Origin of the sequence: Limnochorda sp. LNt (assembly GCF_035593265.1) — a bacterium.
Lineage (GTDB): Bacteria > Bacillota > Limnochordia > Limnochordales > Geochordaceae > Geochorda > Geochorda subterranea.
In genome coordinates, this window is record NZ_CP141614.1 from 2594213 (window position 1) to 2618514 (window position 24302).

Below are 24302 nucleotides of genomic sequence, written 5' to 3' on the forward strand. Positions count from 1 at the left end.
GGGCGGGCCCCGGGCGTGGCTACAGGTACTCCTGGTGACCGAGGGACCGCAGTCTGGCGAGAAGCGCTCGGATATCCTGGGCCCGCTCCTTGGCACATACCAGTGTCACGTCTTCAGTCTCCACGATCACCAGGTCCCGCACCCCGAGAGTCGCTACCAGTTTTGGCTGCGCCCCATCGACGACGACGATGCACTGGCTGGTGTCGATCCCGACGTGGCGGGCCCCCCGGACCACGTTGCCTGCCTCGTCGGGGGCGAACAGCCGCTCGAAGGCAGGCCAGCTCCCGGCATCGTCCCAGCCGAAGTCGGCCGGGATCACCACGATCCCCTCGGCCCTCTCCAGGACGCCGTAGTCGATGGAGACCGACTCGAGCCCGTCGAAGACCGATCGGGCCACGGCCCCCTCGTCGGGCCGGCCCCAGGCTCGAGCGACGCGCTCGAGCCCCTCGTGGAGGGCGGGCATGTGCCGGGCCAGCGCCTCGCGGATGGCGCGCACCCGCCAGACGAACATCCCGCTGTTCCACAGGTGCCTCCCGTCGGCGACGTAGCGGCGCGCCAGGGTCAGATCCGGCTTCTCCACGAAGCGCTGCACCTGGTAGACGTCGTACCCGAGCGCCTTGCCCACGGGCTGCCCCAGTTCGATGTAGCCGTAGCCGGTCTCGGGCCGGGTCGGCCACAGCCCGATGGTGACCAGGGCGTGCGTCTCGGCAGCCTCGGCCGCCGCCCTCATCACCCGGCGAAAGGCTTCGGCGTCTCGCACCACGTGGTCGGCGGGCAGCACGACCATGATGGGATCCGACCCCCACGGACCCGGCGTCCTCTCGAGGTGGACCGCGGCCAGCCCGATACAGGCCGCCGTGTTGCGACCGGCAGGCTCCACCAGGATGTTGGCCTCGGGCAGCTCGGGGAGCTGGGCCCGGATGGAGGCGACGTACTCCCGCCCCGTCACCACCAGCACCCGCTGGGGATCGACCAGCGGCAGCACCCGCTCCACGGCCTGCTGGATCAGGCTGCGAGAGCCGTCGAGGTTGAGCAGCTGCTTGGGCCTGGCACGGCGGCTCAACGGCCAGAACCGCTCGCCGCGCCCCCCCGCCATGATGACCGCCACCAGCGGCGCCACGAGCCCATCACCTCCTCACGAGAATCGAAAGATCAGCCGATCCCCGCTGCGGGCTCCCAGCACCTCAGCAGCCGAGCCGGCGACCTGGGAGACCTCCAGGGTGCCGGCTGAGCCCACCAGCACCACCAGCGCACCGGCCGGCGCATCGGCATAGGTACGCACCCACCGCGCCGTGACCGGCGACCCGACCCGGCGCCACCGGCCCTCCGACCGCCGCAGCAACGCCACCGTCACCGGCCGACCCGGCCGCCTCTCCCCGGGCGGCGGAGGGGCGGGCGTCACCAGGTTGCCGAAGGCGTCGACCCGCACCACTTCGCCTCGCCGGCCCGTCCAATAGAATCGCAGCGGCACCAAGGGCGCCCGGCGGGCCTCTCCCAGCGACTCCAGGGGCTCCCCGGCCGCCCATCGGCCCGCGGCCGGGGCGAAGACGTCCCGGCCGTGGAAGGTGTTGGAGGCCCCAGAGGGTACAGAGAGGTTTACGATGCGAAGCGCGCCGTCATCCTCCACCGCCGGGAAGAGAAGGCCGTTGTCCGGGCCGACCCATCGGTAGTGCCGGCTCTCGACGGCCACCGCCGCCCGCTCGGTGCCCACCCCGGGGTCCACCACGGCCACGAAGAGGGTGCCCGGGGGGAAGTAGCGGTACGTCGTCCGGAGGATCCAGGCCCCCTCCCGCACGTCCTGGGGCCTGACGGTGTGGCAGAGGTCTACGATGCGGGCGTCCTCCCAGAGGGAGGCGATGACCCCCTTGAGGACGCCCGCGTACTCACTCAGCCCGAAGTCGGTCAGCAGCGCGACCAGCGGCACCGGCTCCGGCGGCACGCCCATCCCCTCGCAAGCGGTTGGACACGATGGCCTGCTTGACCTCCTGGATGGCCCGGGTCACCTGGATCCCGCGCGGGCAGGCGTCGGTGCAGTTGAAGACGGTGCGGCACCGCCACACCCCGTCGCGGCTGTCGAGGATGGCCAGACGATCGGCCGCTCCCTGGTCCCGGCTGTCGAAGATGAAGCGGTGGGCCGCCACGATCGCGGCCGGCCCCAAGTAGCGCCCGTTGGCCCAGAAGATAGGGCACGACGTGGTGCATGCCGCGCACAGGATGCACTTGGTGGTGTCGTCGAAGCGCTCGCGCTCCTCGGGCGACTGGAGCTGCTCCCGCTCGGGCAGGTGCTCATCGTCCACGATGAGGTAGGGCTTGACGGTCCGGTACGCCTCGAAGAAGGGCTCCATGTCCACGATCAGGTCCTTGAGCACCGGCAACCCCCGGATGGGCTCCACCCGGATCTCGGGGCCGAGGTCCTTGATCAGCACCTTGCAGGCGAGCCGGTTGACCCCGTTGACGAGCATGGCGTCCGAGCCGCAGACGCCGTGCGCGCAGGAGCGGCGGAAGCTCAGGCTCCCGTCGACGCGCCACTTGATCTCGTGGAGCGCGTCGAGCAGGCGGTCCGTCGGCTCCACGTCGACCTCGTAGTGGGCCCAGTAGGGTGCCGGGTCCTGCTCGGGATTGTAGCGGCGCACGTGAATCTTGACTCGCACCTCGCTCGATCCCCTCTCGCTGGGCCGCGCTCAGTACTTGCGCTCCTGCGGCTGGAAGTGGGTGATGACGACCGGCTTGTAGGCGATGCGATGGTCGCCATCCTCGCCGCGGTACAGAAGGGTGTGCTTGAGCCAGGCGGTATCGTCCCGGCGGGGATGATCCTCGCGCCAGTGGGCGCCGCGGCTCTCCGTGCGATTGAGGGCCGAGACCACCACGGCCTCGGCCACGTCCAGCAGGTACCCCAGCTCCAGCGTCTCCAGGAGCTCCGTGTTGTAGCGCCGGCTCGGATCGCTGACCCGCACCCGCTGGTAGCGCTCCTTGAGCTCCGCCACGTCCTGCCGTGCACGCTCCAGCGACTCCTTGGTGCGGAAGACCGAGGCGTGTCGCATCATGGTGGTCTGCAGGGCCTCCCGGATCTCGGCGGCGCTCTGTCCCTCGCGGCGCCGGCGCAGGCTCTCCAGGCGGTCCGCCGCCTCGGCGATGGCGTCGGAGGGCCAGGGCACCCCGTCCGACTCCCGCACGAAGGCGGCCATGTGCCGACCCGCCCGCCGGCCGAAGACCACCAGGTCCACCAGCGAGTTGGTGCCCAGCCGGTTGGCGCCGTGCACCGAGACGCACGCCGCCTCGCCCGCCGCGTAGAAGCCAGGCAGCGGCGTGTTGCGCTCGTCGAGCACCACCCGTCCGTCCACGTCGGTGGGGATGCCGCCCATGCCGTAGTGGGCGGTGGGCTGGATGGGCACCAGCTCCTCGGCCGGATCGAGGCCCAGGTAGGTCTGGACGAACTCCGTCACGTCGGGCAGCTTCTTCTCCAGCACCTCACGGCCCAGGTGGCGAAAGTCGAGGTGGACGAAGTCGCGGCCGCCGATGCCCCGTCCCTCCCGGATCTCCTGGTGGATGGCCCGGGAGACCACGTCTCGGGCGGCCAGGTCCTTGAGCGTGGGGGCGTAGCGCTCCATGAAGCGCTCCCCCTTGTCGTTGCGGAGGATGGCCCCCTCCCCCCGCGCCGCCTCGCTCAACAGGATGCCCATCTTGTAGATGCCGGTGGGGTGGAACTGGTAGAACTCCATGTCCTCCAGCGGCACCCCCCGCCGCCACGCGATGGCCAGCCCGTCGCCCGTCAGCGAGTGCGCGTTGGACGTGATCTTGAAGACCCGGCCATAGCCGCCCGTGGCGAAGAGGACGGCCCGGGCCGAGAAGCCGTGGAGCTCCCCGGTGGCCAGCTCATAGGCCACCACCCCGGCCACCCGCCCGTCGCGCACCACCAGGTCCAGCACCTGGAACTCGTTGAAGAACCGCACCTCGTGCTTGACGCACTGCTGGAAGAGGGTCTGCAGGATCATGTGGCCGGTGCGGTCGGCCGCGTAGCAGGCCCGGCGCACGGGCCCCTGACCGTACTCCCGGGTGTGGCCCCCGAAGCGGCGCTGATCGATGCGCCCGTCGGGGGTGCGGTTGAAGGGGAAGCCCATGTGCTCCAGCTCGATGATGGCGTCGACCGACTCGCGGGCCAGGATCTCGATGGCGTCCTGGTCCCCCAGGTAGTCGCTCCCCTTGACCGTGTCGAAGGCGTACCACTCCCACCGGTCCTCCTCCACGTTGCCGAGGGGGGCGGCGATCCCCCCCTGGGCCGCACCGGTGTGCGAGCGGGTCGGGTAGAGCTTGGAGATGACCGCGATGCGCAGCCCCTGTCGTGACAGCTCTACCGCGGCGCGCAACCCCGCCCCGCCCGCGCCCACGACCACGGCGTCGAATGCATGCACCGTCGATGGCATGTCCGCTGACCTCCTCAGGATCCGAGCTGCGGCTGGAAGGTGAAGAGCACGACGGCGCCGAGCACCAGGATGAACGCGCCGGCGACGTAGAGGGCCGTCAGCGACACCGCCCGCCATCGGGGGGTGTGGACGTAGTCGTCGATGACCACCCGCAAGCCGTTGAGCCCGTGCAGGAGGGCCAGCGTCAGCAGCAGCAGGTCGTACAGCCGCCAGAAGACCCCCAGGGGCCCGGCCAGGCGGGCGGCGACGAAGTCGTAGTCGATCTCCTCGACGGAGTGGATGAGGTGCATGATGGCGAGGTGCCCCAGAGCCAGGAAGACCAGCAGAAGTCCGGAGAGGCGCATGAAGAGCCACGAGTACAGCTCGAGCCCGCCTGCGGCCGAACGGGGTCTCGCATACGCCGGGCGAACGGCCATCGTCAGACCCGCTCCCTTCCCGCCTCAGGTCCACAGCGGCCGCAGCATGAAGTAGGCCGCCGGTACGAAGAGGATGACGAAGATGGCGCCCGCCACCCAGAAGAGCCGCTCGTGGATGCGGGTGGTCTGGGGCCAGAGGTCCAGTGCGATGATCCGCAGGCCGTTGAGCGCGTGGTAGAGCAGCGCGGCGGCCAGCAGGACCTCCATCACCCGGAACACGGGCGCGCGGTAAAACGCGACGAAGCGGTTGTACCAGGTGGGCCCCGCCAGGATCAGCGCCGTGTCGGCGATGTGCAGGATGAGGAAGAGCAAGACGCCCAGTCCCGAGATCCGGTGCAGGGCCCAGGCCAGCATGCCCCAGCGTCCTCGATACACCCGACAAGCCCCCCACCGCATAGAAATAGCGGTCCGATGCGCACGCATCGTACCGTATCCATACGGGATATGCGACGGCGTATCGAGGACTCCTGCCGGCGTGCCCTCGGCCAGGGGACAAAGCCCCCGGCCGGGGAGCCCGGCCCTATGACAGGTACATGTCGAGGGCCGCCATGCGGGCCGGCTCCCGCAGGTGCGCCAGCGCGCGCTCCTGGATCTGGCGGATCCGCTCGCGCGTGACACCCAGGCGCCGGCCGATCTCCTCCAGGGTCCGGGGTTGCCCGTCGTCGAGGCCGTAGCGGAGCGTGAGCACCGTGCGCTCCACGGGCGGCAGCGACTCCAGTACCTCGCGCACGTGGTCCCGCAGCAGGCTCCGGGCCGCCTCCTCGTCGGGCGGCGGCGACTGCTCGTCGCCGACGAAGTCGGCCACCCGCATCCCGTCATCGCCGACGGGGTTCTCCAGCGAGAGGAGCTCCTGAGCCGCGCGCATGGCCTCCTCCACCCGGGAGGACTCCATGCCCAGGTGCGCGGCCACCTCCTCGACGCGGGCCTCTCGCCCCAGCTCGTGCCCCAAGAGGCTGGCGGTGGTGTTGACCTTGCCGATGGTCTCGATCATGTGGGCCGGCAGGCGGATGGTGCGCGACTGATCGCCCAGGGCCCGCCGCACCGCCTGCACGATCCACCACGTCGCGTACGTGCTGAAGCGGAAGCCCTTGCGCCAGTCGTACTTCTCCACCGCCCGCATCAGGCCGATGTTGCCCTCCTGCACCAGGTCCAGCACCGGCACGCCCCGGTCGACGAAGCGCATGGCCACGTTGACGACCAGGCGCAGGTTGGACTCGATGAGCCGGGCCTTGGCACGGACGTCGCCCTGCTCGGCGCGCTTGGCGAGCTCGATCTCCTCTTCGCGCGTCAAGAGCGGCACCTTGCCGATCTCGCGCAGGTACGTCTGCAGCAGGTTGATGGACGTCTCGCGCTCCGGGGAGGCCGGCTTGCGGCCTCGCACCGGCGCCCGATCGGGCCGGGTGCGACGACCGGCTGCCTCCGCCACGGTCCCCGTTCTCCCTCCCTGTCTGGACTGCACCGTCGGCTTCACCTCTCTTGCATCCGGGCGCTGCGCCGCGCCTCGCACTCGGGGCAGATGCCGTAGAACTCGTGCCGCTGGCCCTTGACGACGAAGCCGGACCGGCGCGCCACCGACTCGGCCAGCTTGGGCAGCTCCGGCTCCATCACGTCGTAGATGCGATGGCACTCGCTGCAGTAGACGTTGACGTGGACATCCGGGTTGCCGTCGTAGCGCGTCGCCTGCCCACCCAACCCGAGCTGGGCGATGAGCCCCAGCTCCAGCAGCAGGTCCAGCGTCTTGTAGACGGTGGCCTGGCTCATCATGGGGAAGCGGTCCTTGAGCGCCTGGTAGATCTCCTCGGCCGACGGATGCGTCTTGGTGTCCAGCAGGTACTCGTAGATCCCCATCCGCTGGGGCGTCACCCGGTAGCCCCGTTCCGTCAACAGTCTCTGGAATGTCTCCAGCTCGGGTCGCATCGCGACGTGCCTGCTCTCTTCTCTATTGATACTGATTCTGTCTTCATAATAAACTCCCTGGAGAGAGCGTGTCAACGACGGAAAAGCGAAGAGCCCGGCTCGACGCCGGGCTCTTCTCCGTGTCGGCCCCGTCCCGTCGGGACGGGCCCTGCCCTGCGAGCGGTCAGGCGGCGGTGGTCGCCTGGCGCTCCCGCCCCCGCAGCTGGTCCAGGTAGCGCCGCAGCAGGGGCATCAGATAGGTGTCCAGCCCGAAGTAGGTCGCTCGCGCCCCCGCCAGCAGGATGACGATGGCCGCCGTGTAGAGGATGGGGTTGGTGCTGGTGGTGCCGGCCAGCATGAAGTTGAGGTTCATGAAGGCACCGGCCAGCGCCGCCACCGTGGTCAGCACGCCGAAGATGAGTCCGAGGCCCACCAACACCTCGCCGAACGCCACCAGGTAGCTGAACAGGGTCGCGTTGGGCAGCGCCACGTTCTGCAGGAAGGCCCCGTACCACGGCTGCACGGCAGGGTGGTCGCCCACCGCCTTGGCGATGGCCCCCTTGAAGAAGCCGGTGATGGCCACCCCCGCGTTCTCGCCGACCCATGCCGGGTTGGTCACCTTGCCCAGGCCTGCCTCGAGCCACTGGAACCCCAGCCAGATCCGCAGAAGCCCGAAGACCACACGCCACAGGGTCTGCATCGTCGCTCCGACCTCCCTCTCGCCGCTGGCTCCGGTCGCCGCTCCTGCCCTCTTGCCGCTGCCCCGGCCCCGCCGGGCCCGGCAGCCCCGCAAGTCGATTCCGTAGCGATCCCGGATTCCAGCCCCATTTTGGCGGTAGGGCCGGCACCCGGGGAACGGTCGTTTGCCAGGTCTCTATCGGGACAATGATCCGGGTCGCTCCCGAGCCGTCTCTACAGTCACGCCCTGAGCCCGGGAGGACATTTGTCCCGCGTGCCGGAGGACGCACGGCCCTGCCGCCCTGGTAACGAAGACGGCTATCGTGGTACGTGGAACCGCTGTCGACGCGTGGCGACGGCGGCCAGCATGCGGCCGGCCGGCCCGGGGTGGGCGCGGCCGGAGCGGGGGGCATCGAACCATCGTGGCAGCCCGTCGGCCCCAGTACCAGCGAGTGCCCATCCCCCACCGCCCCGCTGCCGAGCGAGTCCACGACTTCGCCGAGGTGGCCCTCACCTACGACGACGCCAGCGCCATGGCCGAGGCCCAGCGCTGTCTGCAGTGCTACCGGCCGGCGTGTGAGGCGGGCTGTCCCAACCACAACCCCATCAAGGCCTTCATCGCCCTGGTCGCGCAGGGCCGGGCCGTCGAGGCCGCCGAGCTCCTGTGGGCCCATAACCCCATCCCCTCCTGCACGGGGCGGGTCTGCGCCTGGGAGGCCCAGTGCGAGGGGGCCTGCCCGCTGGGCCGCAAGGGCGAGCCCATCGCCATCGGGGCCCTGGAGCGCTACCTGGCCGAGCGGGGCCTCGCGGCGCGCCTCGGCTCCCCCGAGGCCAGGCCGGCGGCCCCATGGCCGTCCGGGGTCGAGGCCGTGGAGCCGGGCGACGTGGCGGTGGTGGGCGCCGGCCCCGCCGGCCTGGCCTGCGCCAACGCCCTGTCTCGTCGGGGTCTCTCGGTGACGGTGCTGGACGGGTGGATGGAGCCGGGCGGCGTCATGAGCTACGGCATCCCCGAGTTCGTGCTGCCCAAGCGGGCCGTGGCCGCCGAGGCGGAGCGGCTGCGGCGCCAGGGCGTCCGCTTCGTCCAGGGCGTCGTCGTCGGGCGGGACCTGGACGTCGACGACCTCTTCGCCATGAGCTTCCGCGCGGTCTTCCTGGCCATCGGCGCCAACGAGGCCCGGACCATGGGGATCCCCGGCGAGGAGCTGGAGGGGGTCGTCACCGCCAAGGACTTCTTGATGGCGGTCGCCCGGGCCCGCCTGTCCGACGGCGGGCACGGCTCCGAGGAGCTCCCGGAGCTCGGGGGCCGGCGGGTCGTCGTCATCGGTGCCGGCAACACGGCCATGGACGCCGCCCGCACCGCCCGGCGGCTCGGCGCGACCGACGTCACCGTGCTCTACCGGAGGGCCCGCGAGCACAGCCCGTCCCGGCCCGTGGAGATGGCCCTGGCCGAGGAGGAGGGCGTGCGCTTCGAGTGGCTGGTGGCGCCCCGGCGCTTCATCGGCCAGAGCGGGCGACTGATGGCGGTCGAGCTGGTGCGGATGGAGCTGGGCGAGCCCGACGCCTCGGGGCGGCCGACCCCTCGTCCCGTACCCGCCTCCGAGAGCGTGCGGCCGGCGGATCTGGTCATCCTGGCGGTGGGGTACGGGGTCGAGACGTCCCTGCCCGCCACCACGCCGGGCCTCGAGACCGGCCCGGGCGGACGCATCCTGGTGCGGGACCCAAGCGGCGTCACCTCGTTGCCGCGCGTCTGGGCGGGCGGCGACTGCGTGACGGGCGCCAACACGGTGGTGCACGCGGTGGCGGCCGGACGCCTGGCAGGCGAGGCCATCGCGGCCTACCTGGCCGGCGCGGCGGCTGGGGCCGCTCCTAGCCCAGGGCGGTGACCAGCGCCGCCCGCACCTCTTGCGAGGCGGTCAACAGCAGCACGACCGCCCATGCCACCCATGCCCCCGCAACGAGGCCGTACAGCAAGGCGAGTCGTCCTCGACAGCGCCGGGCCGGGCCTGGAAGGGCCGGGCTCGTCCATGCCGCGCACGCCGTCGCGGCTCGGCGAGCCGACTCGACCAGGGGCCGCAGCTCGGACCAGATGAGCCGGGCCCCCATGGCCAGCGCCAGGGCCACCGGCAGGACCCAGACCAGCCCCTGTTGCCAGGTGAACGGTTGCACCCGAGCCCCTTCCCCACCCCGCATGTGGCTGCCGTAGGGCTTCGGCGAGACGGCCCCCGATCCTGCCGAATGTCATGGACGAATGTCCTTCCAGGGAAGGGTGTGCTAATCTAGTAGTGCGTCCCACAAGTTCGTTCACTGCCGCGGGAACGTCACAAGAGGAGCGAGAGGAAGATGCGGCTAGAGCTCCAGGAGAACCCAGCCGAACTGCTCGGTTACCAGGCTGAACAGTTCGGCAAGGGTTCCGGTGAAGGGCGTGGGCTCCCACCCCCCGCGGTGGTTGGCCATGTCCAGCGCGTACCGGCCTTGGTCGATGCGGCCGAAGCGAAGGCGCGGCATCTTCTCGCCCCCCTCCTCCGCGTAGATGACCAGGTGACGGCCTCGGCTCAGCACGCCCAGGTGGGTGAACCCCCGGGCCGTGAGGAGCTGCTGGATCTCCTCCCGGGCTGCCTCATTGAGGACTCGACGCACCTCGGGCCGGTCCCACCAAGGAGGCCTTGGCGGCACTTATGCCACCGCCCTCTCCTGCATCGGGTACCCCCGGAAGGTCCAGTGGAAGGGGTGACCCTCCTCGGTATTCCACCGGGCGATGAAGGCCAGCACGCGCTCTCGCAGTTCCTCGGCGGAGTGGAAGTCCCCGTGCTTGAGGCACCGGCGCTGCAGGATGGAGAAGAAGATCTCCACCTGGTTCACCCACGACGCATGCCGCGGCGTGTACACGAACTCGAACTTCCCGCCGTGACGGGCGTTGAAGCGGCTCCACCGCGCCTGCGGGCCGTCATGGTGGATGTTGAGGTTGTCCCAGATCACGATGATCCGCGCCGCCTCCCGGTACGCCTCGGCGACTGCCTCCAGGAGGCTCACCAGGTCCTCCGCCGTCCGCGTCGGCCCGCAGCGCGCCGTGACGCGCCCGGTACGGATGTCGAAGGCGGCCAACAGCGACTGGGTCCCATGGCGGATGTATTCGTACTCGCAGCGCCCGGGCCTGCCGGGGATCGCGCGGCGCGTCTCGTGCTTGCGCTCCAGCGCCTGCATCCCGGTCTTTTCGTCGATGCACAAGATGACGGCATCGTCCGGTGGGTCCCGGTACAGGCCGACGATGCGGTTCACCTTCGGCTTGAAGTCCGGGTCGGGCTGTGCAGCCACATGCGCACCCGGTGAGGCCGCAGGGCGTTTTGCTCCAGGGTCCGCCAGATGCTGCTCCGGCTCATCGGCAAACCGAGGGTCCGTCGGACGGCATCGGTGAGGGTGTCGTACGTCCAGAGCGTCTGGCCTTCGAAGCCGTAGTTGGCGGGGGCGTCGCAGGCCAGGGCGATCACCTCGCAGCGCTGCTCCGGGCCAAGCGCGGCGGTCGCCCCGAGCGGGGTCGATCGTAGAGGCCGGCGACGCCCGCCTCGAGGAACCGGTCCCGCCACTTGCGGACCGTCCGCTCCGTGACGCCGACGCAGGCGGCGACTCGTGCGACCGAGGAACGGTGGTGAAACAGCCCCCAGATGATGGAAGCCCGCAGCCAGAGCCGGTGCTCGACCTTCTGGCCGAACTTCCACTCCCGCAGCGCTTTGCGCTGGTCCGCGGTGAGCTCGGGCAGCGGCCAGCTCACCGGGTCCGCGCTCCGCATCGCCATACGGGCAGCCGTTTCCGGGTCACCTTTGACCCCCGCGAACGTCTCCGGATCCCGTCGTGGCGCCAGTTCGCGCCCTTCGGCCGGACTCCTGCTGCCCTGCGAAATTTCTTGCCCGGCTGTGCCGGTTTAGGTTGTCAAGGAGCCGTCATGTCCAGGGAACGAACTTGTGGGACGTAGTACTAGTTGCCCCTGATAAACTCGTCCAGAGAAGGCCGTCGTGACGGGCTTACCCCTCTCCTCCCCGAGACCGAATGATGCTAGAATCGGCCCCAGGGGGGCATGGCATCGTGCGTCGGGAGCGCAACGTGGCTTTCAAGGCGGACCTGTTCGAAAGCCTCATCGACCCCCAGCTCTTCGAGCTGCCCAAGGAGCTGGCCATCATCGACCGGCTGCTGGACGACGAGCGCTTCCTGGAGCCTATCCGGCGCAAGCTCACGGCCCGGCGGGGTCGGCCCACCATCCCCCTGGAGACGTACCTGCGCATGATGTACCTGAAGCGCCGGTACCGGCTGGGCTTCGAGGCCCTCGTCAAGGAAGTGGCCGACAGCCTGGTCTGGCGGCGCTTTTGCCGGTTGCGCTTGACCGACAAGGTGCCCGATGCCACCACCCTCATCAAGCTGACGCACCGACTGGGTCCGGAAGTCATCGAGCAACTCAACGACGCCCTGATGGCCCAGCTGGTGGAGGCGCGGCTGATGAAGCGCCACGGCCAGCGGATCCGGGTGGACACCACGGTGGTGGAAGCCAACATCCATCACCCCACCGACGCGGGCCTGCTGGCCGACGGGTGCGGGTGCTGACGCGGCTGATGCGCCGGGCCAAGCAAGCCGGCATCGGGGTACGCCTTTCGGTCCGAGACCGCCTGCGTTCGGTCCGCCGCCGGCTGCGCCGCATCGGCCAGGTGCTTCGCCGGGGAGGGGAGAAGGCCCAGGCCGAGGTGGACCGGCTTACCGCCGAAGTGGCTCGGCGGGCCGAGCAGACGCTTCAGGAGGCCGAGCGCATGGCTCGGGCTGTCCAGCGCCGCATCCGACAGCTCGGTCCGGCGGTCGGCGCTCGTTACCGGGCCCTCGCGCAGGGTCTGGTCACGTACACCCGCCGCCTGCGCCGGGTGCTGGAGCAGACCCGGCTTCGCTTGCAGGGCATCCGGACCATCCCGGACCGGCTGGTCAGCCTCTTCGACCCGGATGCGCGCCCATCCGGCGGGGAAGCTTCGAAGCCCGTCGAGTTCGGCTACGAGCTGACCCTGGTGGAGACCCAGGAGGGCTTCATCAGCCACTGGCGGCTGCATGTCGGCAATCCCAGCGACGATAGCTTGCTGGTGGACGCCGTGGCGGGCCACATCCACGCGGTCGGAGCCACGCCCGAGCGGTGGCCGCCGACCGGGCATGAGCAGCCGGGCCAACGACGCGGCGCTGCGGGCGATGGGCATCGCGCACGTGGCCTGCCGGCCCGAGGCGGTCGGGCTCGTCGACTTTTCGAGCGACGCTGGGCCTTTCGGCGGTTGCTGCGCTGGCGCAGCGGCCAGGAGGGGCGCATTGCGCACCTCAAAGACACCTTTGAACTCGACCGCAGCCGCTATCGGGGTGCCGACCGGGCGGCGACCTGGAGCGGGGAGGGCATCTTCGCCCACAACCTGACCCGGGCGGCCCGCCGGCTGCTGGCCCTGGCCCCGGCGCAAGCCTGAGCGAGCCCCGATGGCGGGGATGAAAGGCAGAAGCTCAGCACGGCAACGCCCTCTCGCCACGGGTCAGCCCCTCTCTCGACAGTCGGCGATTTTATCAGGAGGTACTAATCTAAGGCGTATGAGCACAGCCCGATCGACGTCCGCCCAGGTGCCCCGCGATCCCCGCCGGGAGTCCGCGCGCCACCGTCGGGCCAGGGCCCGCGCCATCCTGGAGGCCCTGCGAGCCCGCTACCCGCAGGTGAGGGTGCCGCTCCGCCACGCCTCCCCGCTGCAGCTGCTGGTGGCCACCATCCTCTCGGCCCAGTGCACGGATGCGACGGTCAACCAGGTGACCCCCCGGCTCTTCTCGACCTTCGGCGACGCGAAGGCGCTGGCCGAAGCCGACCGGCAGGCGCTCGAGGCCATCATCCACCCGACGGGCTTCTTCCGGCAGAAGGCGCGGATGATCCAGGAGACGGCGCGCCAGGTCCTGACCCGCTTCGGCGGCGAGGTGCCCCGCCGCATGGAGGAGTTGCTGACGCTGCCGGGCGTCGGGCGCAAGACGGCCAACGTCCTCCTCTCGGCGGCCGCCATCGGGGGGTGGCAGGGATGGGACCCGGAGGCCGGGGGGCTGGGCATCGTGGTGGACACGCACGTCGCCCGCCTCTCCCGCCGGCTGGCGCTGACCATGGCCGCCGATCCCGCTCGCATCGAGCAGGACCTCATGGCTCTCTTCCCCAAGGGCGAGTGGCCCACGCTGCCCTTGCGGCTCATCTACTTCGGCCGGGAGGTATGCCTCGCTCGGCGCCCCCATTGCGGGGCCTGCGAGCTGGGGTCCGTCTGCCCGGCCGGACCGCACGCGGGCGCCACCCCGTGGCTGGCCGGTGGCCGAGAGGGGGCTGGCAGGCCGGCGGGTGGTGCGGCAGAGCCTGGGGTGTCCTCCAGGGGAGCCCGGTCCCGGTGACGCCGCACCGATGGGCGGCCTCCCGAATCCTATGATGACAGCACGGCAGGGCCCGGCCCTGGCCCTGCCCGCGGGGAGGTCTTGCATGAAGCGTCTTGGTTTGCGGTGGTGGATCCCGGCCGCGGCCATCGCGACGTTGTCGCTGGTCACCGCCCTGGCGTCGGCCCCGGGAGCGTCCGCCGAGGGTGACGCCTCGAGCGAGCGCACCCTGACGGTGACGGGGCGGGCTACCATCACGGCGCCTCCCGACGTCGCCCGGATCACCCTCGGGGTGGAGTCGCAGGCACCCTCGGCCCGTCAGGCCCACGAGGCCAACGCCCGCAAGGTGGAGCGCATCGTCGCCGCGCTCTCGGAGCTGGGCGTGGCGGCCCGCGACATCCAGACGGCCGGCATCTCCCTCACGCCCATCTACCGCACCGAGGAGCGGGGCGGTGAACCTCGCCTGACGGGCTACCGCGCCACCTATGCGCTGCACGTCCGGGTGCGGCCGGTGGAACAGGCCGGCACGGTGGCCGACGCGGCCGTCCAGGCGGGCGCCAACCGCATCGAGAGCATCCAGTTCACCGTCGAAGACCTGGAGGCCATCAAGCAGCAGGCGCTGCGGCAGGCGGTCGCCGATGCCCTGCGCCAGGCTCAGGTGCTGGCCGAGGCCGCCGGGGTCCAGCTCGGCAGCCTGCTGACGCTGCGCGACGCCTACTTCGGCTCGCCGGAGATGCCGGTGCGGCTGCCGTTGGCGCGACTGTCGGAGGCGTCCGCGGATACGCCGGTCCTGCCGGGCGAGCTCGGCTTGCAGGCCGCTGCCACGCTGGTCTTCGAGCTTCGCTGAGGCGGTCCGGCCGGGTCCGCCCGGCGACGATTCGCGGCCGGTCGGGATTCGCACCTGGCGCGCCTTCGCCTTGACGCCGACCCCGCCCCCGTGTTAGAAGCATTCGCAAGGTTTGCACGCTGCCGCACGGGGGCGGGTGTCGGGTGAGCATCAACCCGATCCACGTCATCTTCGGCCTCAAGCTCCGCCAGGCGCGGCTCGGCCAGGGCCTCTCCCTCACCGAGCTGGCGGCCCGCGCGGGGCTGTCGCCCTCCTACGTCACCGAGATCGAAAAGGGCCGCAAGTACCCCAAGGCCGACAAGATCTTGCGCCTGGCACGGGCCTTGGGCTACGACTACGACCAGCTCGTCTCCCTGCGCCTGGAGCCGCCGTTGCACTTCCTGGAGAGCGCCCTCAGCTCCCAGGTGCTCCAGCAATTCCCGCTGGAGCTCTTCGGGGTGGATCCGGCGGCCGTGGTGGGGCTGCTGACCCGCTCGCCGGCGGAGATCGGCGCGCTCGCCCAGGCCCTGGCCGACGTGGCCCGCGGCTACAACATCCGGGAGGAGCACTTCTTCCGGGCCGCCCTGCGCTCGTATCAGGAGCTGCACGGCAACTACTTCGAGGAGCTGGAGCGGGAGGCCGTGGCCTTCGCCCGGTCCGTGGGGCTCGACCGTTCGCTGCCCGTGCCCGAGCAGGCCCTGCAGGAGGTGCTGCAGGGCCGCTTCGGCTACGAGCTGGGCCTCATCCCGGCGGACGCCCGTCCGGCCCTGGCCGCCTACCGGGCCATCTTCCTACCGGGCCGGCGGCCCCGGCTTCTGCTCAATCCCGCCCTGACCGGGCCTCAGCGCAAATTCGTACTGGCCCGGGAGGCCGGCTACCGGATCCTCGAGCTCGGCGAGCGCGCCCTGACCAACCCTCCCGACCGGGTCGACTCCTTCTCCCAGGTCCTCAACGACTTCAAGGCGGCCTATGTGGGCGGCGCCATCCTCATGCCGGAGCGGCCGGTGGTGGCCGACCTGGCCGCCCTCTTCGAGCTGACCACGTGGCAGCCGGAGCGGCTCTACCGGCTCCTGGAGGCCTACGACGTGACGCCCGAGACCCTGCTGTACCGGTTCAGCGAGCTGGTGCCCCGCCACTTCGGGCTCAAGGTGCACTTCCTGCGCTTCTCCGAGATCAACGGCACCTATCGCCTCTACAAGCACCTCAACATGAGCCAGCTCTCGCTGCCCAAGGGCTTCGACCTCAAGGAGCACTACTGCCGTCGGTGGCTGACGGTCCGCCTCATCCGAGAGCTGGCGCGCCTCGGCCAGCCGGGCCCCCTGCTGGGCATCCAGCGGTCGCGGTTCCTCCAGTCGCAGCGCGAGTTCCTCTGCCTGGGCTTCGCCCGGCAGGAGAACCTGCCGCCGTTCTTGCGCACCAGCGTCACGCTGGGACTGCGCATGGACGACGAGCTGCGGGTCCGGGTGCGCTTCGCCTCCGATCCATGCATCCCCGAGGGCCTGCTCAACGAAACCTGTGAGCGCTGCCCCCTCCCGCCGGAGGCGTGCCATGAACGCGCCGCACCTCCGGAGCGATGGGAGCAGGAACAGGCCATCGACGAGCGTAGGAGGGCCTTGGAAGAGCTCACGCGCGACGGAGCGCCGGTCGGGGACGTCCCCTCCAGCGTCTCGTCCGCCACCGGGTAGGGAGGTTCGCGATGTCGCCGTCTGCCGAGGAGGTCCGGTCCTCCAGCGAGTTCGCCGAGCTCCTCGAGATCCTGGGCACGGTCGCCGATCTGCACGCCGCGTCGGCGGTGCTCCACTGGGATCAGGAGACCCAGATGCCCCCGGGCGGCGCCACCGACAGGGCCCTGGCGCTGTCGACGCTGGCGCGGCTGGGTCACGAGACCTTGGTCCAGCCCCGCGTCGGCGAGCTCCTGGCGCGCCTGGAGGGGCGGACGGCCGATCTGCCCTACGACTCCTTCGAGGCCAGCCTCGTCCGGGTGACCCGACGCCACTACCAGCGTGCCATCAAGATCCCCGCTCGGCTGGCCGCGGAGCTGGCCGAGGCCGCCTCGCTGGCCACCGATGCCTGGACCCGGGCCAAGGCGGCCAACGACTTCGGTGCCTTCGCCCCTCACCTGGAGCGCAACGTCCGGCTGGTGCGCGAGGTGGCCGATTGCATCGGCTACGCGCAGCACCGCTACGACGCCTTGCTGGACGAGTACGAGCCCGGCATGACGCTGGACGACATCCGCCCCCTCTTCGCCCGGCTCAAGGATCGCCTCGTGCCCCTGGTGCGAGCCATCGCCCGGCGAGCCGAGGCGGTGGACGACGCCGTCCTGCACCAGGGCTACGACGAGGCCGGCCAGTGGCGCCTGACCGTGGAGGTGCTGCGCGCGATCGGCTACGACTTCCAGCGGGGCCGCCAGGATCGCTCCGCGCACCCCTTCACCACCAGCTTCGGCCCCGGCGACGTGCGGGTCACGACGCGCATCGACCCCAACGACTTCTCGTCGGCACTGTACTCCTCCATCCACGAGGGCGGACATGCCCTCTACGAACAGGGGATCCCCGAGGCCCTCCGGCGCACGCCGCTGTTCGACGGGGCGTCGCTGGGGATCCACGAGTCGCAGTCCCGCCTCTGGGAGAACGTGGTGGGCCGCTCCCGGGCCTTCTGGCGCTTCCTCTTGCCCAAGGCCCAGGCCATCTTCCCCGAGCAGCTGGGGCGGGCCGACGCGGAGACCCTCTACCGGGCCGTCAACCGCAGCCAACCCAGCGAGATCCGCACCGAGGCCGACGAGGTAACCTACAACCTCCACATCTTCCTGCGGCTGGAGATCGAAGACGACCTGCTCGAGGGGCGCCTCTCGGTGGCCGATCTGCCCGACGCCTGGAACGCCAAGATGGAGGCCTACCTGGGGCTGCGTCCCCGCGACGACGCCCACGGCGTGCTGCAGGACATCCACTGGTCCCACGCCTCCATCGGCTACTTCCCCACGTACACCCTGGGCAACATCCTGTCGGTGCAGTTCTACGAGCAGGCCTGCCGGGAGCGCCCCGAGATCCCCGACGCCATCGAGCACGGCGACTTTGCGCCGCTGTTGTCGTGGCTGCGGGAGCGGATCCACGTCCACGGGGCCAAGTTGACGCCGCAGGAGCTGGTGCAGCGGGTGACGGGTGGGCCCATTCGCATCGAGCCCTACGTGGCCTACCTCGAGCGCAAGTACGGCGAGCTGTACGGTCTGTGACGAGGCGCCCGGGCCTTCATCCATCCCGGGCGCCCGCCGCCTGCATCAGCCGCCGGTAGACGTCGAGGTGCGCCCGCGAGAAGAGCACGAATCGCACCTCCCTAAGCGGCAGGCCCCCGCTGGCCGCACGCTCCCGCACGAAGCCGGTGACGGCCTGCAGGGCCACCGGCGCGGCGAGCTCGACGGGGTACCCGTAGGCGCCCGTGCTGATGGACGGAAAGGCGATGCTCTCGAGCCCACGCTCCACGGCCAGCGCCAGCGCGCTCCGGTAGGCCGAGCGCAGGGTCTCGGGCTCTCCATGCCCGCCCCCCTGCCAGATGGGGCCGACGGTGTGGATTACCCACCGAGCGGGCAGCCGGCCTCCCGTCGTGATGACGGCCCGCCCCGGCGGCAGGGGGCCCTGGCGCGCCACGATGGCCCTGCACTCCTCCAGGATCCGGGGGCCGCCGGCGCGGTGGATGGCTCCGTCCACCCCACCGCCTCCCATGAGGCTGGAGTTGGCCGCGTTGACGATGGCGTCGACCGCCTGTCGGGTGATATCGCCCTGCAGGGCCACCAGGCGCACGCCCTCCACCTGGAGCTCGATGCCCTCGGCTTCTGCCGCCTCCATCCTCGCGCCCCTCCTTTCGATATAATGGCATACACCATGGACCTTCCGTCGGCCCCCTCGAGCCGATCGGGCTCCCTGGCCATCCGCGGCAGATGGCGATCGCCGATGCGCTGGCTGTGGATGGTCGCGGGCATGACCCTCATCGCGTGGGGCATCCGGCTGCAGGTGGTGGCCAGCCTGGGGCTCGGCCCTTGGGACGTGCTCCACATGGGGCTGAGCCTGCGCTTGCCCATCACGTTCGGCCAGGCCAACCAGCTGGTGGGCCTGGTGCTGGTCCTGGGAGCCTGGGCCATGGGCGAGCCCCCTCGCCTGGGCACGCTGCTCAACATGTGGTACGTGGGCGCCGCCTACGACCTCATCGAGGCCTGGCAGCTGGTGCCGCTGCCCGGGGGGATGCTGGCCGCGTGGGTGGCCCTCCTGGCGGGGATCGCGCTCCTGGCGGTGGGTTCGGCGTGGTATCTGAGCGCTGGCCTCGGCGCCGGCCCTCGTGACGGCATGACACTGGCCCTGGCCCGGCGCCTCGCCCGCGGACGGATCGGAAGCCGTGCCCCGGCGGGCGCCCGAGTGCGCAGCGAGCCCGGCGTCGGCATGGCCCGCGTGCTGCTGGAGGGCAGCGCCACGCTGGCCGGCTACGCCCTCGGCGGCCCCGTCGGCGTCGGCAGCATCGTGGTGGCGGCGCTGGTGGGCCCTGGCCTGGCCGTGGCCATCCCATGGTTTCGCTTCGCCCGTCGCTGGTGGCACGCCGAGCCGTCGCTCTCTTCGCCCGAGGGGCGGCCAGCAGACGGCGGGGCCGGCCACGCTCGCCTGGCCGGGGCCCCGACAGGGGCGAGACGGCGATGAGCCCGCCCCGACGGCCACGGTCACGGTCGCCCCGCGTCCCGCCCGAGGACTCCTTCTTCGAGGAGCAGCTGCGGGCGCTGCAGGGACGTCCGGGCTCCGCCCCGGCCCGCCGCCAGCCTCCCGACCATGAGCGGCACGCCATGGAGGAGCGCCTGGCCCTCGTCCTGCGCCGGGCCGGCCTGGCCGACTTTCGCCGGCGGGTGCGGGTCGGCATCTACGAGGCGGACTTCCTCTTCCCGCGCCAGCGCCTGGTGGTGGAGCTCGACGGCCTGGTGCACCTGGCCTCCGGCGTGCAGGCCAAGGACCGTCGCAAGGACCAGGCCCTGCGGCAGATGGGCTACCGGGTGCTGCACGTCGCCAACCGCGACCTGGTCGCCGCGCCGGACGTGGTGGTGCAGCGCATCCGCCGGGCCCTGGCCGGGCACGGCCGGTAGGCGGTGACCTGCCTGCCCGTCACCGCCCCATGCGCTCGGCCCAGAGCTCCAGCAGGTGGATGACCGTCTCCACCGCCTTCTCCATCCATGGCACCGACGCCCACTCGGTGCGGCTGTGGTAGTTCATCCCGCCCGTGAAGAGGTTGGGCGTCGGCAGCCCCTGTTGGGTGAGGCGGGCGCCGTCGGTGCCCCCCCGTATGGGTACCTCCACCACCTCGAGGCCGGCTTTGCGGATGGCCTCACGCGCCAGCTCCATCACCTCGGGGTGGTCGGCCAGCCGGCGAGCCATGTTGGCGTAGCCGCCCGTCACCTCCAAGGCGGTGCGGGCGCCCGGATACCGCAGCTCGAGCCCCTGGAGGGCCTGGCGCACCATCTCGTGGAGCCGGTCGAGCTCCTCGACGCTGAAGTGCCGCAGCGCCACCTTGAGCGTGACCCGCTCCACGTTGCCCTCGATGGCGTCGACGTGGATGAAGCCCAGGTGACCGTCGGTCGTCTCGGGCAACCGGCTGGCCGGCACCTGAGCGATGAAGTCGGCGGCCAGCCGCACCGCGTTGATCATGCGGCCACGGGCGGTGCCCGTGTGGGCGCTGCGGCCCTCGATGGTCACCCGCAGGTTGCGGGCGTCGAAGTTCTCCCCCGACAGCTCGCCGGCGCCGCTGCCGTCCAGCGTGTAGGCGGCCACGCACCCGAAGCGACGCACGTCGAGGAAGCCGATGCCGCGCCCCGTCTCCTCGTCGGGGGTGAAGGCCACCCGGACCGGCGGCCGGGGTCGATGGGGCTCGCGGATGAGCCGGCAGAGGGCCTCCATGATCTCGGCCACACCCGCCTTGTCGTCCGCGCCCAGGAGCGTGCTGCCGTCGGAGCTGACCAGGTCGTGGCCCACGCAGGCGAGCAGCGCCGGCTGGTCGGCCGGATCCAGCACCGGTCCCGCCGGCAGGCGAATGGGGCGCCCGTCCCAGGCGCGATGCACCAGGGGCTTGACCGAGCGGCCCGGCACCCCCGGAAACGTGTCGTAGTGGGCCAGCAGGCCGATGGCCGGCCCCGGGACGGTACCGGGCAGGGTGCCGAGGACGATGCCGTGCTCGTCCAGCTCCACGTCCTCGAGACCCATGCGCTCCAGTTCGTCTCGCAGCAGACGGGCCATCTCCCACTGCTCGGGAGTCGACGGCACCTGGGCGACTCCCTCGGCCGAGGGGCTGTCGACCTGCACGTAGCGCAGAAACTTGGCCAGCACGCCCTCCTCCAGCAGGCCCGGATCGGGTATCCTGTCAGGACGTCGCATCGTGGTCGTCACGGCCGCCTCCTCGCCAAGGTGGGTGTGAGGGACGATACCAGGATACGTCGGACGACCGCCGAAACCCCTCGTCCTTGGGAAAGGATGGCGACAAGGGCAATGCCGAAGGTCTGGCTGCTGTCGGGTATCCGCTACGATCCGGCCCGCGTGGGCGACGTGGGCACCCTGCTGGCCGACGCCGCCGACTGGCGTCCGCTGGCCCGCCGACCGGCGGGAGGGCCGTCGCGGCTCGAGAGCGGGCCCGAGACCGGCACCAGCGACGCTCGCCCCCATGCCTCCCGCCTCTTCTCCGACTGGGCCGGCACGGTGGTGAGCGAGTGGCTGGCCAGGGGGCTGCTGGTGCGCGACGAGGAGCCCACGCTCTACCTCTACGAGGCCAGGCGCCCGGTGCCGGAGGAGCGGCGGCACGGCCCCGGAGTCGCCGAGATCGCCTCCTACCGGGCCGTGGTGGCGGCGCTGGGGGTGAGCGAGCCGGCGCCACCCAGGCGCGTCGAGAGCCTCGACCCGGCGGCCGTCGACCCCATGATGCCCGTGATGAAGGCCTTCGCCGTCGACGTCGCCCCCGTCTGGGGCCTCTTCGCCAAGGCGGCCGCTGGTCCCCGGCGGACGCGGCTCGACGAGATCCTGGCCGGGACCGTCGAGCAGGGCGAGCCCGTCCTGGCCATCGAGGCGGGCGACGGGAGCTCCCACCGAGTCTGGCGCCTGCAGGTCGACCTCGCCCAGGAGCTGGCCGACATCCTTTCGCAGGTGCCCATCGCCGTCGTGCAGGGCGGGCTGCAGGTGGAGGCCCTCCGGCGCCTGGCGGCCCAGTCCCCCGACGGGCGGGTCAACGGGGTGCCGCCGTCGGTGCTGGCATTTCTCACGCCCTGCGACTCGCCCGCCGATGCCGGCGAGACCCCGGCGATCCTGCCGGTGCACCGCCTGCTGCTGGCATCGTCACGCCTCGATGCGGCAGGCGTGGAGCGGCGCCTCTCGGCCTACTTCCGCCTGATCGACGTCGCTACCGAGGCGGAGGCTCCCGCCTCCCTCGAGCTCGTCGATGCGGCGCTGGCACAGCTGGGACGGGCTCGCGACGAGTTCACCGGCTTCGTCCTGTACCTGGGAGGGGGGCGGGTCAAGGTGGCGCGCTCCAAGGGACGCATGCTGATGGAGAACTGGACCCATCCCCTGGGCCGGACGACGTGGCGGGCGATGGACGTCAACGTGCTGCACGCGCTGGCCTTCGAGCGGGCGCTGGGCATCGGCCTCGAGGCGAGCCGCCTGCACGCGCCACCCCTCGACGTGGAGGAGTCGGCGCCGGGCGCCATCGAGCGGGTGGACCGCGGCGAGGCCGCGGCCGCCTTCTTGCTGCCGCCCCCATCGCCCCAGCAACTGCTGACCGTAGCCCTCGACAGCAACCCCATCCCCGCCGACTCGGTGCGCCCGTGGCCCCCCATCCCGGCGGGGCTGATCCTGCGCTGGCGACGGCCCTCCTGAGGCGGCCTACGACGGCAGGCGCTCGACGTACCGGTTGGTGATGGGGAAGCGCCAGTCCCGGCCGAAGGCCCGGGGGGTCACCTTGACCCCCGGGGGCGCCTGCCGCCGCTTGAACTCGCTGCGCGCCACCATGGCCGCGAAGCGCTCCACGGTCTGGGGCCGGAAGCCCATGGCGACCAGCTCGGGAGCGTCGCGGTCCTCCTCGACGTAGGCGGCGATCATGGGGTCCAGCTCCTCGTAGGGCGGCAACTCGTCGGTGTCGCGCTGGCCGGGCCGCAGCTCGGCCGAGGGGGGCTTGACCAGGACGCGCTCGGGGATGACCGGCTCGTCCTCCCGACCATTGCGCCAGCGGGCCAGGCGGTAGACCCAGGTCTTGGGCAGGTCCTTGATGACGGCGAAGCCGCCGGCCGTGTCGGCACCGTACAGGGTCAGGTAACCCACGGCCAGCTCGCTCTTGTTGCCAGCCGTCAGCACCAGCCACCCGAACTTGTTGGAGAGCGCCATCATCAGCGTGCCGCGGATGCGGGCCTGCAGGTTCTCCTCGGCCGTGTCGAAGGGACGTCCGCCGAAGAGAGGAGCCAAGGCCTGCAGGTAGGCCTCGAAGACGGGCTCGATGGGCACGACCTCGCAGCGGATGCCCAGTCGCCGCGCGACCTCCTGCGCATCCTGCAGGCTCTCGGGGGAGGTGAACCGGGAAGGCATCGTCACGCCCACCACCCGCCGGGGCCCGAGGGCGTCGACGGCCAGGGCCGCCACCAGCGACGAGTCGATGCCACCCGACATCGCCACGGCCACCGTCTCGAAGCCGTTCTTGGCCACGTAGTCACGCAGGCCCAGACGCAGGGCACCCCACACCTCCGCCTCGGGCTCGGGCAGAGGGTGGGCATCGGTCACCACGGAGACCGGGGCCGCTGGAGGGGCGGGGGCCGACGGCCGTGCCGGCCGCGGGTCGAGGGCGACCATCTCGACGGCCGGCGCTGCCTCGTGCTGGCTCAGGTAGAGCCGCTGCTGGCGGCGCCGGGGGTCGTGCAGCCGGCGATGAAAGACCGACGCCGGGTCCACGTCGGCCACCACCAGCGCCTCCTCGAAGCACGGGGCTCGCGCCACGGTACGGCCGTCCTCGTCGATGACGGCGCTGCTGCCGTCGAAGACCAGCTCGTCCTGGCCGCCCACCATGTTGACGAAGGCCAGGGCCACGCGATAGTCAGTGGCGCGGGTGGCCAGCATCCGCTCCCGCTGGGCGATCTTGCCCATGTGGTACGGCGAGCTCGACAGGTTGACCAGCAGCTGGGCGCCGCCTACCAGGCTCTGGAGCCGGGCGGGGCCGTCGGGGTACCAGATGTCCTCGCAGATGTTGATGCCGATGCGCCAGGAGCCCAGCTGCACCACCAGCGGCCGGCGGCCGGCCTCGAAGTAGCGCAGCTCGTCGAAGACGCCGTAGTTGGGCAGGAGCATCTTGCGATGCACCGCCCGGATCTGCCCGGCCGCCACCACCGCGGCGGCGTTGTAGATGTCGTCGTCGGCGTCGACGAAGCCCACGACCGCCACGATGGGGGGCAGGCGCCGGGCCAGGGCGTCCAGCACCCGACGGTTCTCCCGCACGAAGCCCGGACGGAGGAGCAGGTCTTCGGGCGGGTAGCCCGTCAGGGCCAGCTCGGGAAAGGCGACGAGCTGCGCGCCGGCCTCGTAAGCCGCCGCGGCCAGGGTCTCGATCTTGCGCGCGTTACCCTCCAGGTCTCCGACGGTCGCGTCGATCTGAGCCAGGGCGATGCGCAGCCGGTGCATG

Annotated in this window: 27 protein-coding genes; 10 read left to right on the forward strand and 17 right to left on the reverse strand. The window is 71.3% G+C overall.

Translation table 11 applies throughout. The features are described from left to right. Positions 1–19: 19 nt before the first annotated feature. From VLY81_RS12455 to VLY81_RS12495, 9 genes are all read right to left on the reverse strand, one after another. Positions 20–1120, reverse strand: a complete 1101-nt coding sequence (locus tag VLY81_RS12455; protein WP_324668521.1) for a mannose-1-phosphate guanylyltransferase — start codon at positions 1118–1120, stop codon at positions 20–22. 15 nt (positions 1121–1135) lie between these two features. After that, positions 1136–1945 (reverse strand): SAM hydrolase/SAM-dependent halogenase family protein, encoded by an 810-nt coding sequence (locus VLY81_RS12460; protein WP_324668522.1) that lies wholly within the window; start codon positions 1943–1945, stop codon positions 1136–1138. Then, on the reverse strand, positions 1884–2651 hold the full coding sequence (locus tag VLY81_RS12465; protein WP_324668523.1) for a succinate dehydrogenase iron-sulfur subunit: 768 nt from the start codon (positions 2649–2651) through the stop codon (positions 1884–1886). The genes VLY81_RS12460 and VLY81_RS12465 overlap by 62 nt, the downstream gene beginning before the upstream one ends. Positions 2652–2681: 30 nt before the next feature. Next, entirely contained in the window at positions 2682–4421 is a 1740-nt protein-coding gene (gene sdhA, locus VLY81_RS12470) for a succinate dehydrogenase flavoprotein subunit (RefSeq protein WP_324668524.1), read from the reverse strand. Between the two features lie 14 nt (positions 4422–4435). Next, positions 4436–4837, reverse strand: a complete 402-nt coding sequence (locus VLY81_RS12475) for a succinate dehydrogenase/fumarate reductase transmembrane subunit (protein ID WP_324668525.1) — start codon at positions 4835–4837, stop codon at positions 4436–4438. A 24-nt stretch (positions 4838–4861) separates the two neighbouring features. Then, complete coding sequence (gene sdhC, locus VLY81_RS12480; protein WP_324668526.1) at positions 4862–5212, reverse strand: succinate dehydrogenase, cytochrome b556 subunit; 351 nt, start codon at positions 5210–5212, stop codon at positions 4862–4864. A 145-nt stretch (positions 5213–5357) separates the two neighbouring features. Beyond that, on the reverse strand, positions 5358–6263 hold the full coding sequence (locus tag VLY81_RS12485) for a sigma-70 family RNA polymerase sigma factor (protein ID WP_324668527.1): 906 nt from the start codon (positions 6261–6263) through the stop codon (positions 5358–5360). 41 nt (positions 6264–6304) lie between these two features. Next, the gene (locus tag VLY81_RS12490; RefSeq protein ID WP_324668528.1) at positions 6305–6754 is read right to left on the reverse strand and encodes a Fur family transcriptional regulator; all 450 of its coding nucleotides are present in this window, start codon (positions 6752–6754) and stop codon (positions 6305–6307) included. Positions 6755–6917: 163 nt separating this feature from the next. Further along, positions 6918–7433: a TQO small subunit DoxD gene (locus tag VLY81_RS12495; RefSeq protein WP_324668529.1), complete on the reverse strand. Its 516-nt coding sequence runs from the start codon at positions 7431–7433 to the stop codon at positions 6918–6920. A gap of 400 nt (positions 7434–7833) precedes the next feature. On the opposite strand from VLY81_RS12495, the gene VLY81_RS12500 reads away from it, so the two are divergent. Beyond that, positions 7834–9294 (forward strand): NAD(P)-dependent oxidoreductase, encoded by a 1461-nt coding sequence (locus VLY81_RS12500; protein ID WP_324668530.1) that lies wholly within the window; start codon positions 7834–7836, stop codon positions 9292–9294. Here the strand turns inward: VLY81_RS12500 and VLY81_RS12505 are convergent. From VLY81_RS12505 to VLY81_RS12525, 5 genes are all read right to left on the reverse strand, one after another. Then, complete coding sequence (locus VLY81_RS12505; protein ID WP_324668531.1) at positions 9278–9577, reverse strand: hypothetical protein; 300 nt, start codon at positions 9575–9577, stop codon at positions 9278–9280. The genes VLY81_RS12500 and VLY81_RS12505 overlap by 17 nt on opposite strands. A gap of 180 nt (positions 9578–9757) precedes the next feature. Next, positions 9758–10048, reverse strand: a complete 291-nt coding sequence (locus VLY81_RS12510; RefSeq protein ID WP_324667953.1) for a hypothetical protein — start codon at positions 10046–10048, stop codon at positions 9758–9760. 36 nt (positions 10049–10084) lie between these two features. Continuing rightward, positions 10085–10687: an IS630 family transposase gene (locus tag VLY81_RS12515; RefSeq protein WP_324668532.1), complete on the reverse strand. Its 603-nt coding sequence runs from the start codon at positions 10685–10687 to the stop codon at positions 10085–10087. After that, a complete protein-coding gene (locus tag VLY81_RS12520) occupies positions 10684–10896 on the reverse strand; it encodes a hypothetical protein (RefSeq protein ID WP_324668534.1) in 213 nt (70 codons plus the stop codon). The genes VLY81_RS12515 and VLY81_RS12520 overlap by 4 nt, the downstream gene beginning before the upstream one ends. Then, complete coding sequence (locus VLY81_RS12525) at positions 10893–11201, reverse strand: helix-turn-helix domain-containing protein (RefSeq protein ID WP_324668535.1); 309 nt, start codon at positions 11199–11201, stop codon at positions 10893–10895. The genes VLY81_RS12520 and VLY81_RS12525 overlap by 4 nt, the downstream gene beginning before the upstream one ends. A gap of 287 nt (positions 11202–11488) precedes the next feature. On the opposite strand from VLY81_RS12525, the gene VLY81_RS12530 reads away from it, so the two are divergent. The 6 genes from VLY81_RS12530 to VLY81_RS12555 all read left to right on the forward strand — a co-directional run bounded on the left by VLY81_RS12530 (position 11489) and on the right by VLY81_RS12555 (position 17862). After that, entirely contained in the window at positions 11489–12001 is a 513-nt protein-coding gene (locus VLY81_RS12530; RefSeq protein WP_324668536.1) for a transposase, read from the forward strand. Then, a complete protein-coding gene (locus VLY81_RS12535; RefSeq protein ID WP_324668537.1) occupies positions 11989–12885 on the forward strand; it encodes a hypothetical protein in 897 nt (298 codons plus the stop codon). Before VLY81_RS12530 ends, VLY81_RS12535 begins: the two co-directional genes overlap by 13 nt. Positions 12886–13033: 148 nt before the next feature. After that, a complete protein-coding gene (gene nth, locus VLY81_RS12540; protein WP_324668538.1) occupies positions 13034–13828 on the forward strand; it encodes an endonuclease III in 795 nt (264 codons plus the stop codon). 85 nt (positions 13829–13913) lie between these two features. Then, positions 13914–14654: an SIMPL domain-containing protein gene (locus tag VLY81_RS12545; RefSeq protein ID WP_324668539.1), complete on the forward strand. Its 741-nt coding sequence runs from the start codon at positions 13914–13916 to the stop codon at positions 14652–14654. A gap of 143 nt (positions 14655–14797) precedes the next feature. Continuing rightward, a complete protein-coding gene (locus VLY81_RS12550) occupies positions 14798–16318 on the forward strand; it encodes a helix-turn-helix domain-containing protein (RefSeq protein WP_324668540.1) in 1521 nt (506 codons plus the stop codon). An 11-nt stretch (positions 16319–16329) separates the two neighbouring features. Beyond that, positions 16330–17862: a carboxypeptidase M32 gene (locus VLY81_RS12555; protein WP_324668541.1), complete on the forward strand. Its 1533-nt coding sequence runs from the start codon at positions 16330–16332 to the stop codon at positions 17860–17862. A gap of 16 nt (positions 17863–17878) precedes the next feature. On the opposite strand, the gene VLY81_RS12560 is transcribed toward VLY81_RS12555, so the two are convergent. After that, positions 17879–18472: an O-acetyl-ADP-ribose deacetylase gene (locus VLY81_RS12560; protein ID WP_324668542.1), complete on the reverse strand. Its 594-nt coding sequence runs from the start codon at positions 18470–18472 to the stop codon at positions 17879–17881. Positions 18473–18577: 105 nt separating this feature from the next. Here VLY81_RS12560 and VLY81_RS12565 point away from each other — a divergent pair, with 105 nt between their 5' ends. Together VLY81_RS12565 and VLY81_RS12570 are read left to right on the forward strand one after the other, a co-directional pair. Further along, complete coding sequence (locus tag VLY81_RS12565) at positions 18578–19312, forward strand: YczE/YyaS/YitT family protein (RefSeq protein ID WP_324668543.1); 735 nt, start codon at positions 18578–18580, stop codon at positions 19310–19312. Next, positions 19309–19746 carry an endonuclease domain-containing protein gene (locus tag VLY81_RS12570; RefSeq protein ID WP_324668544.1) on the forward strand — a complete coding sequence of 146 codons (438 nt, stop codon included), beginning with the start codon at positions 19309–19311 and terminating at the stop codon, positions 19744–19746. The genes VLY81_RS12565 and VLY81_RS12570 overlap by 4 nt, the downstream gene beginning before the upstream one ends. Before the next feature lie 19 nt (positions 19747–19765). On the opposite strand, the gene pepT is transcribed toward VLY81_RS12570, so the two are convergent. Further along, positions 19766–21040: a peptidase T gene (gene pepT / locus VLY81_RS12575; protein WP_324668546.1), complete on the reverse strand. Its 1275-nt coding sequence runs from the start codon at positions 21038–21040 to the stop codon at positions 19766–19768. Positions 21041–21139: 99 nt separating this feature from the next. On the opposite strand from pepT, the gene VLY81_RS12580 reads away from it, so the two are divergent. Next, positions 21140–22516: a DUF1015 family protein gene (locus tag VLY81_RS12580; protein ID WP_324668547.1), complete on the forward strand. Its 1377-nt coding sequence runs from the start codon at positions 21140–21142 to the stop codon at positions 22514–22516. Between the two features lie 6 nt (positions 22517–22522). Here the strand turns inward: VLY81_RS12580 and VLY81_RS12585 are convergent, their stop codons facing one another. Further along, positions 22523–24301 carry an NAD+ synthase gene (locus VLY81_RS12585; RefSeq protein WP_324670422.1) on the reverse strand — a complete coding sequence of 593 codons (1779 nt, stop codon included), beginning with the start codon at positions 24299–24301 and terminating at the stop codon, positions 22523–22525. Between the last annotated feature and the right edge of the window lies 1 nt (position 24302).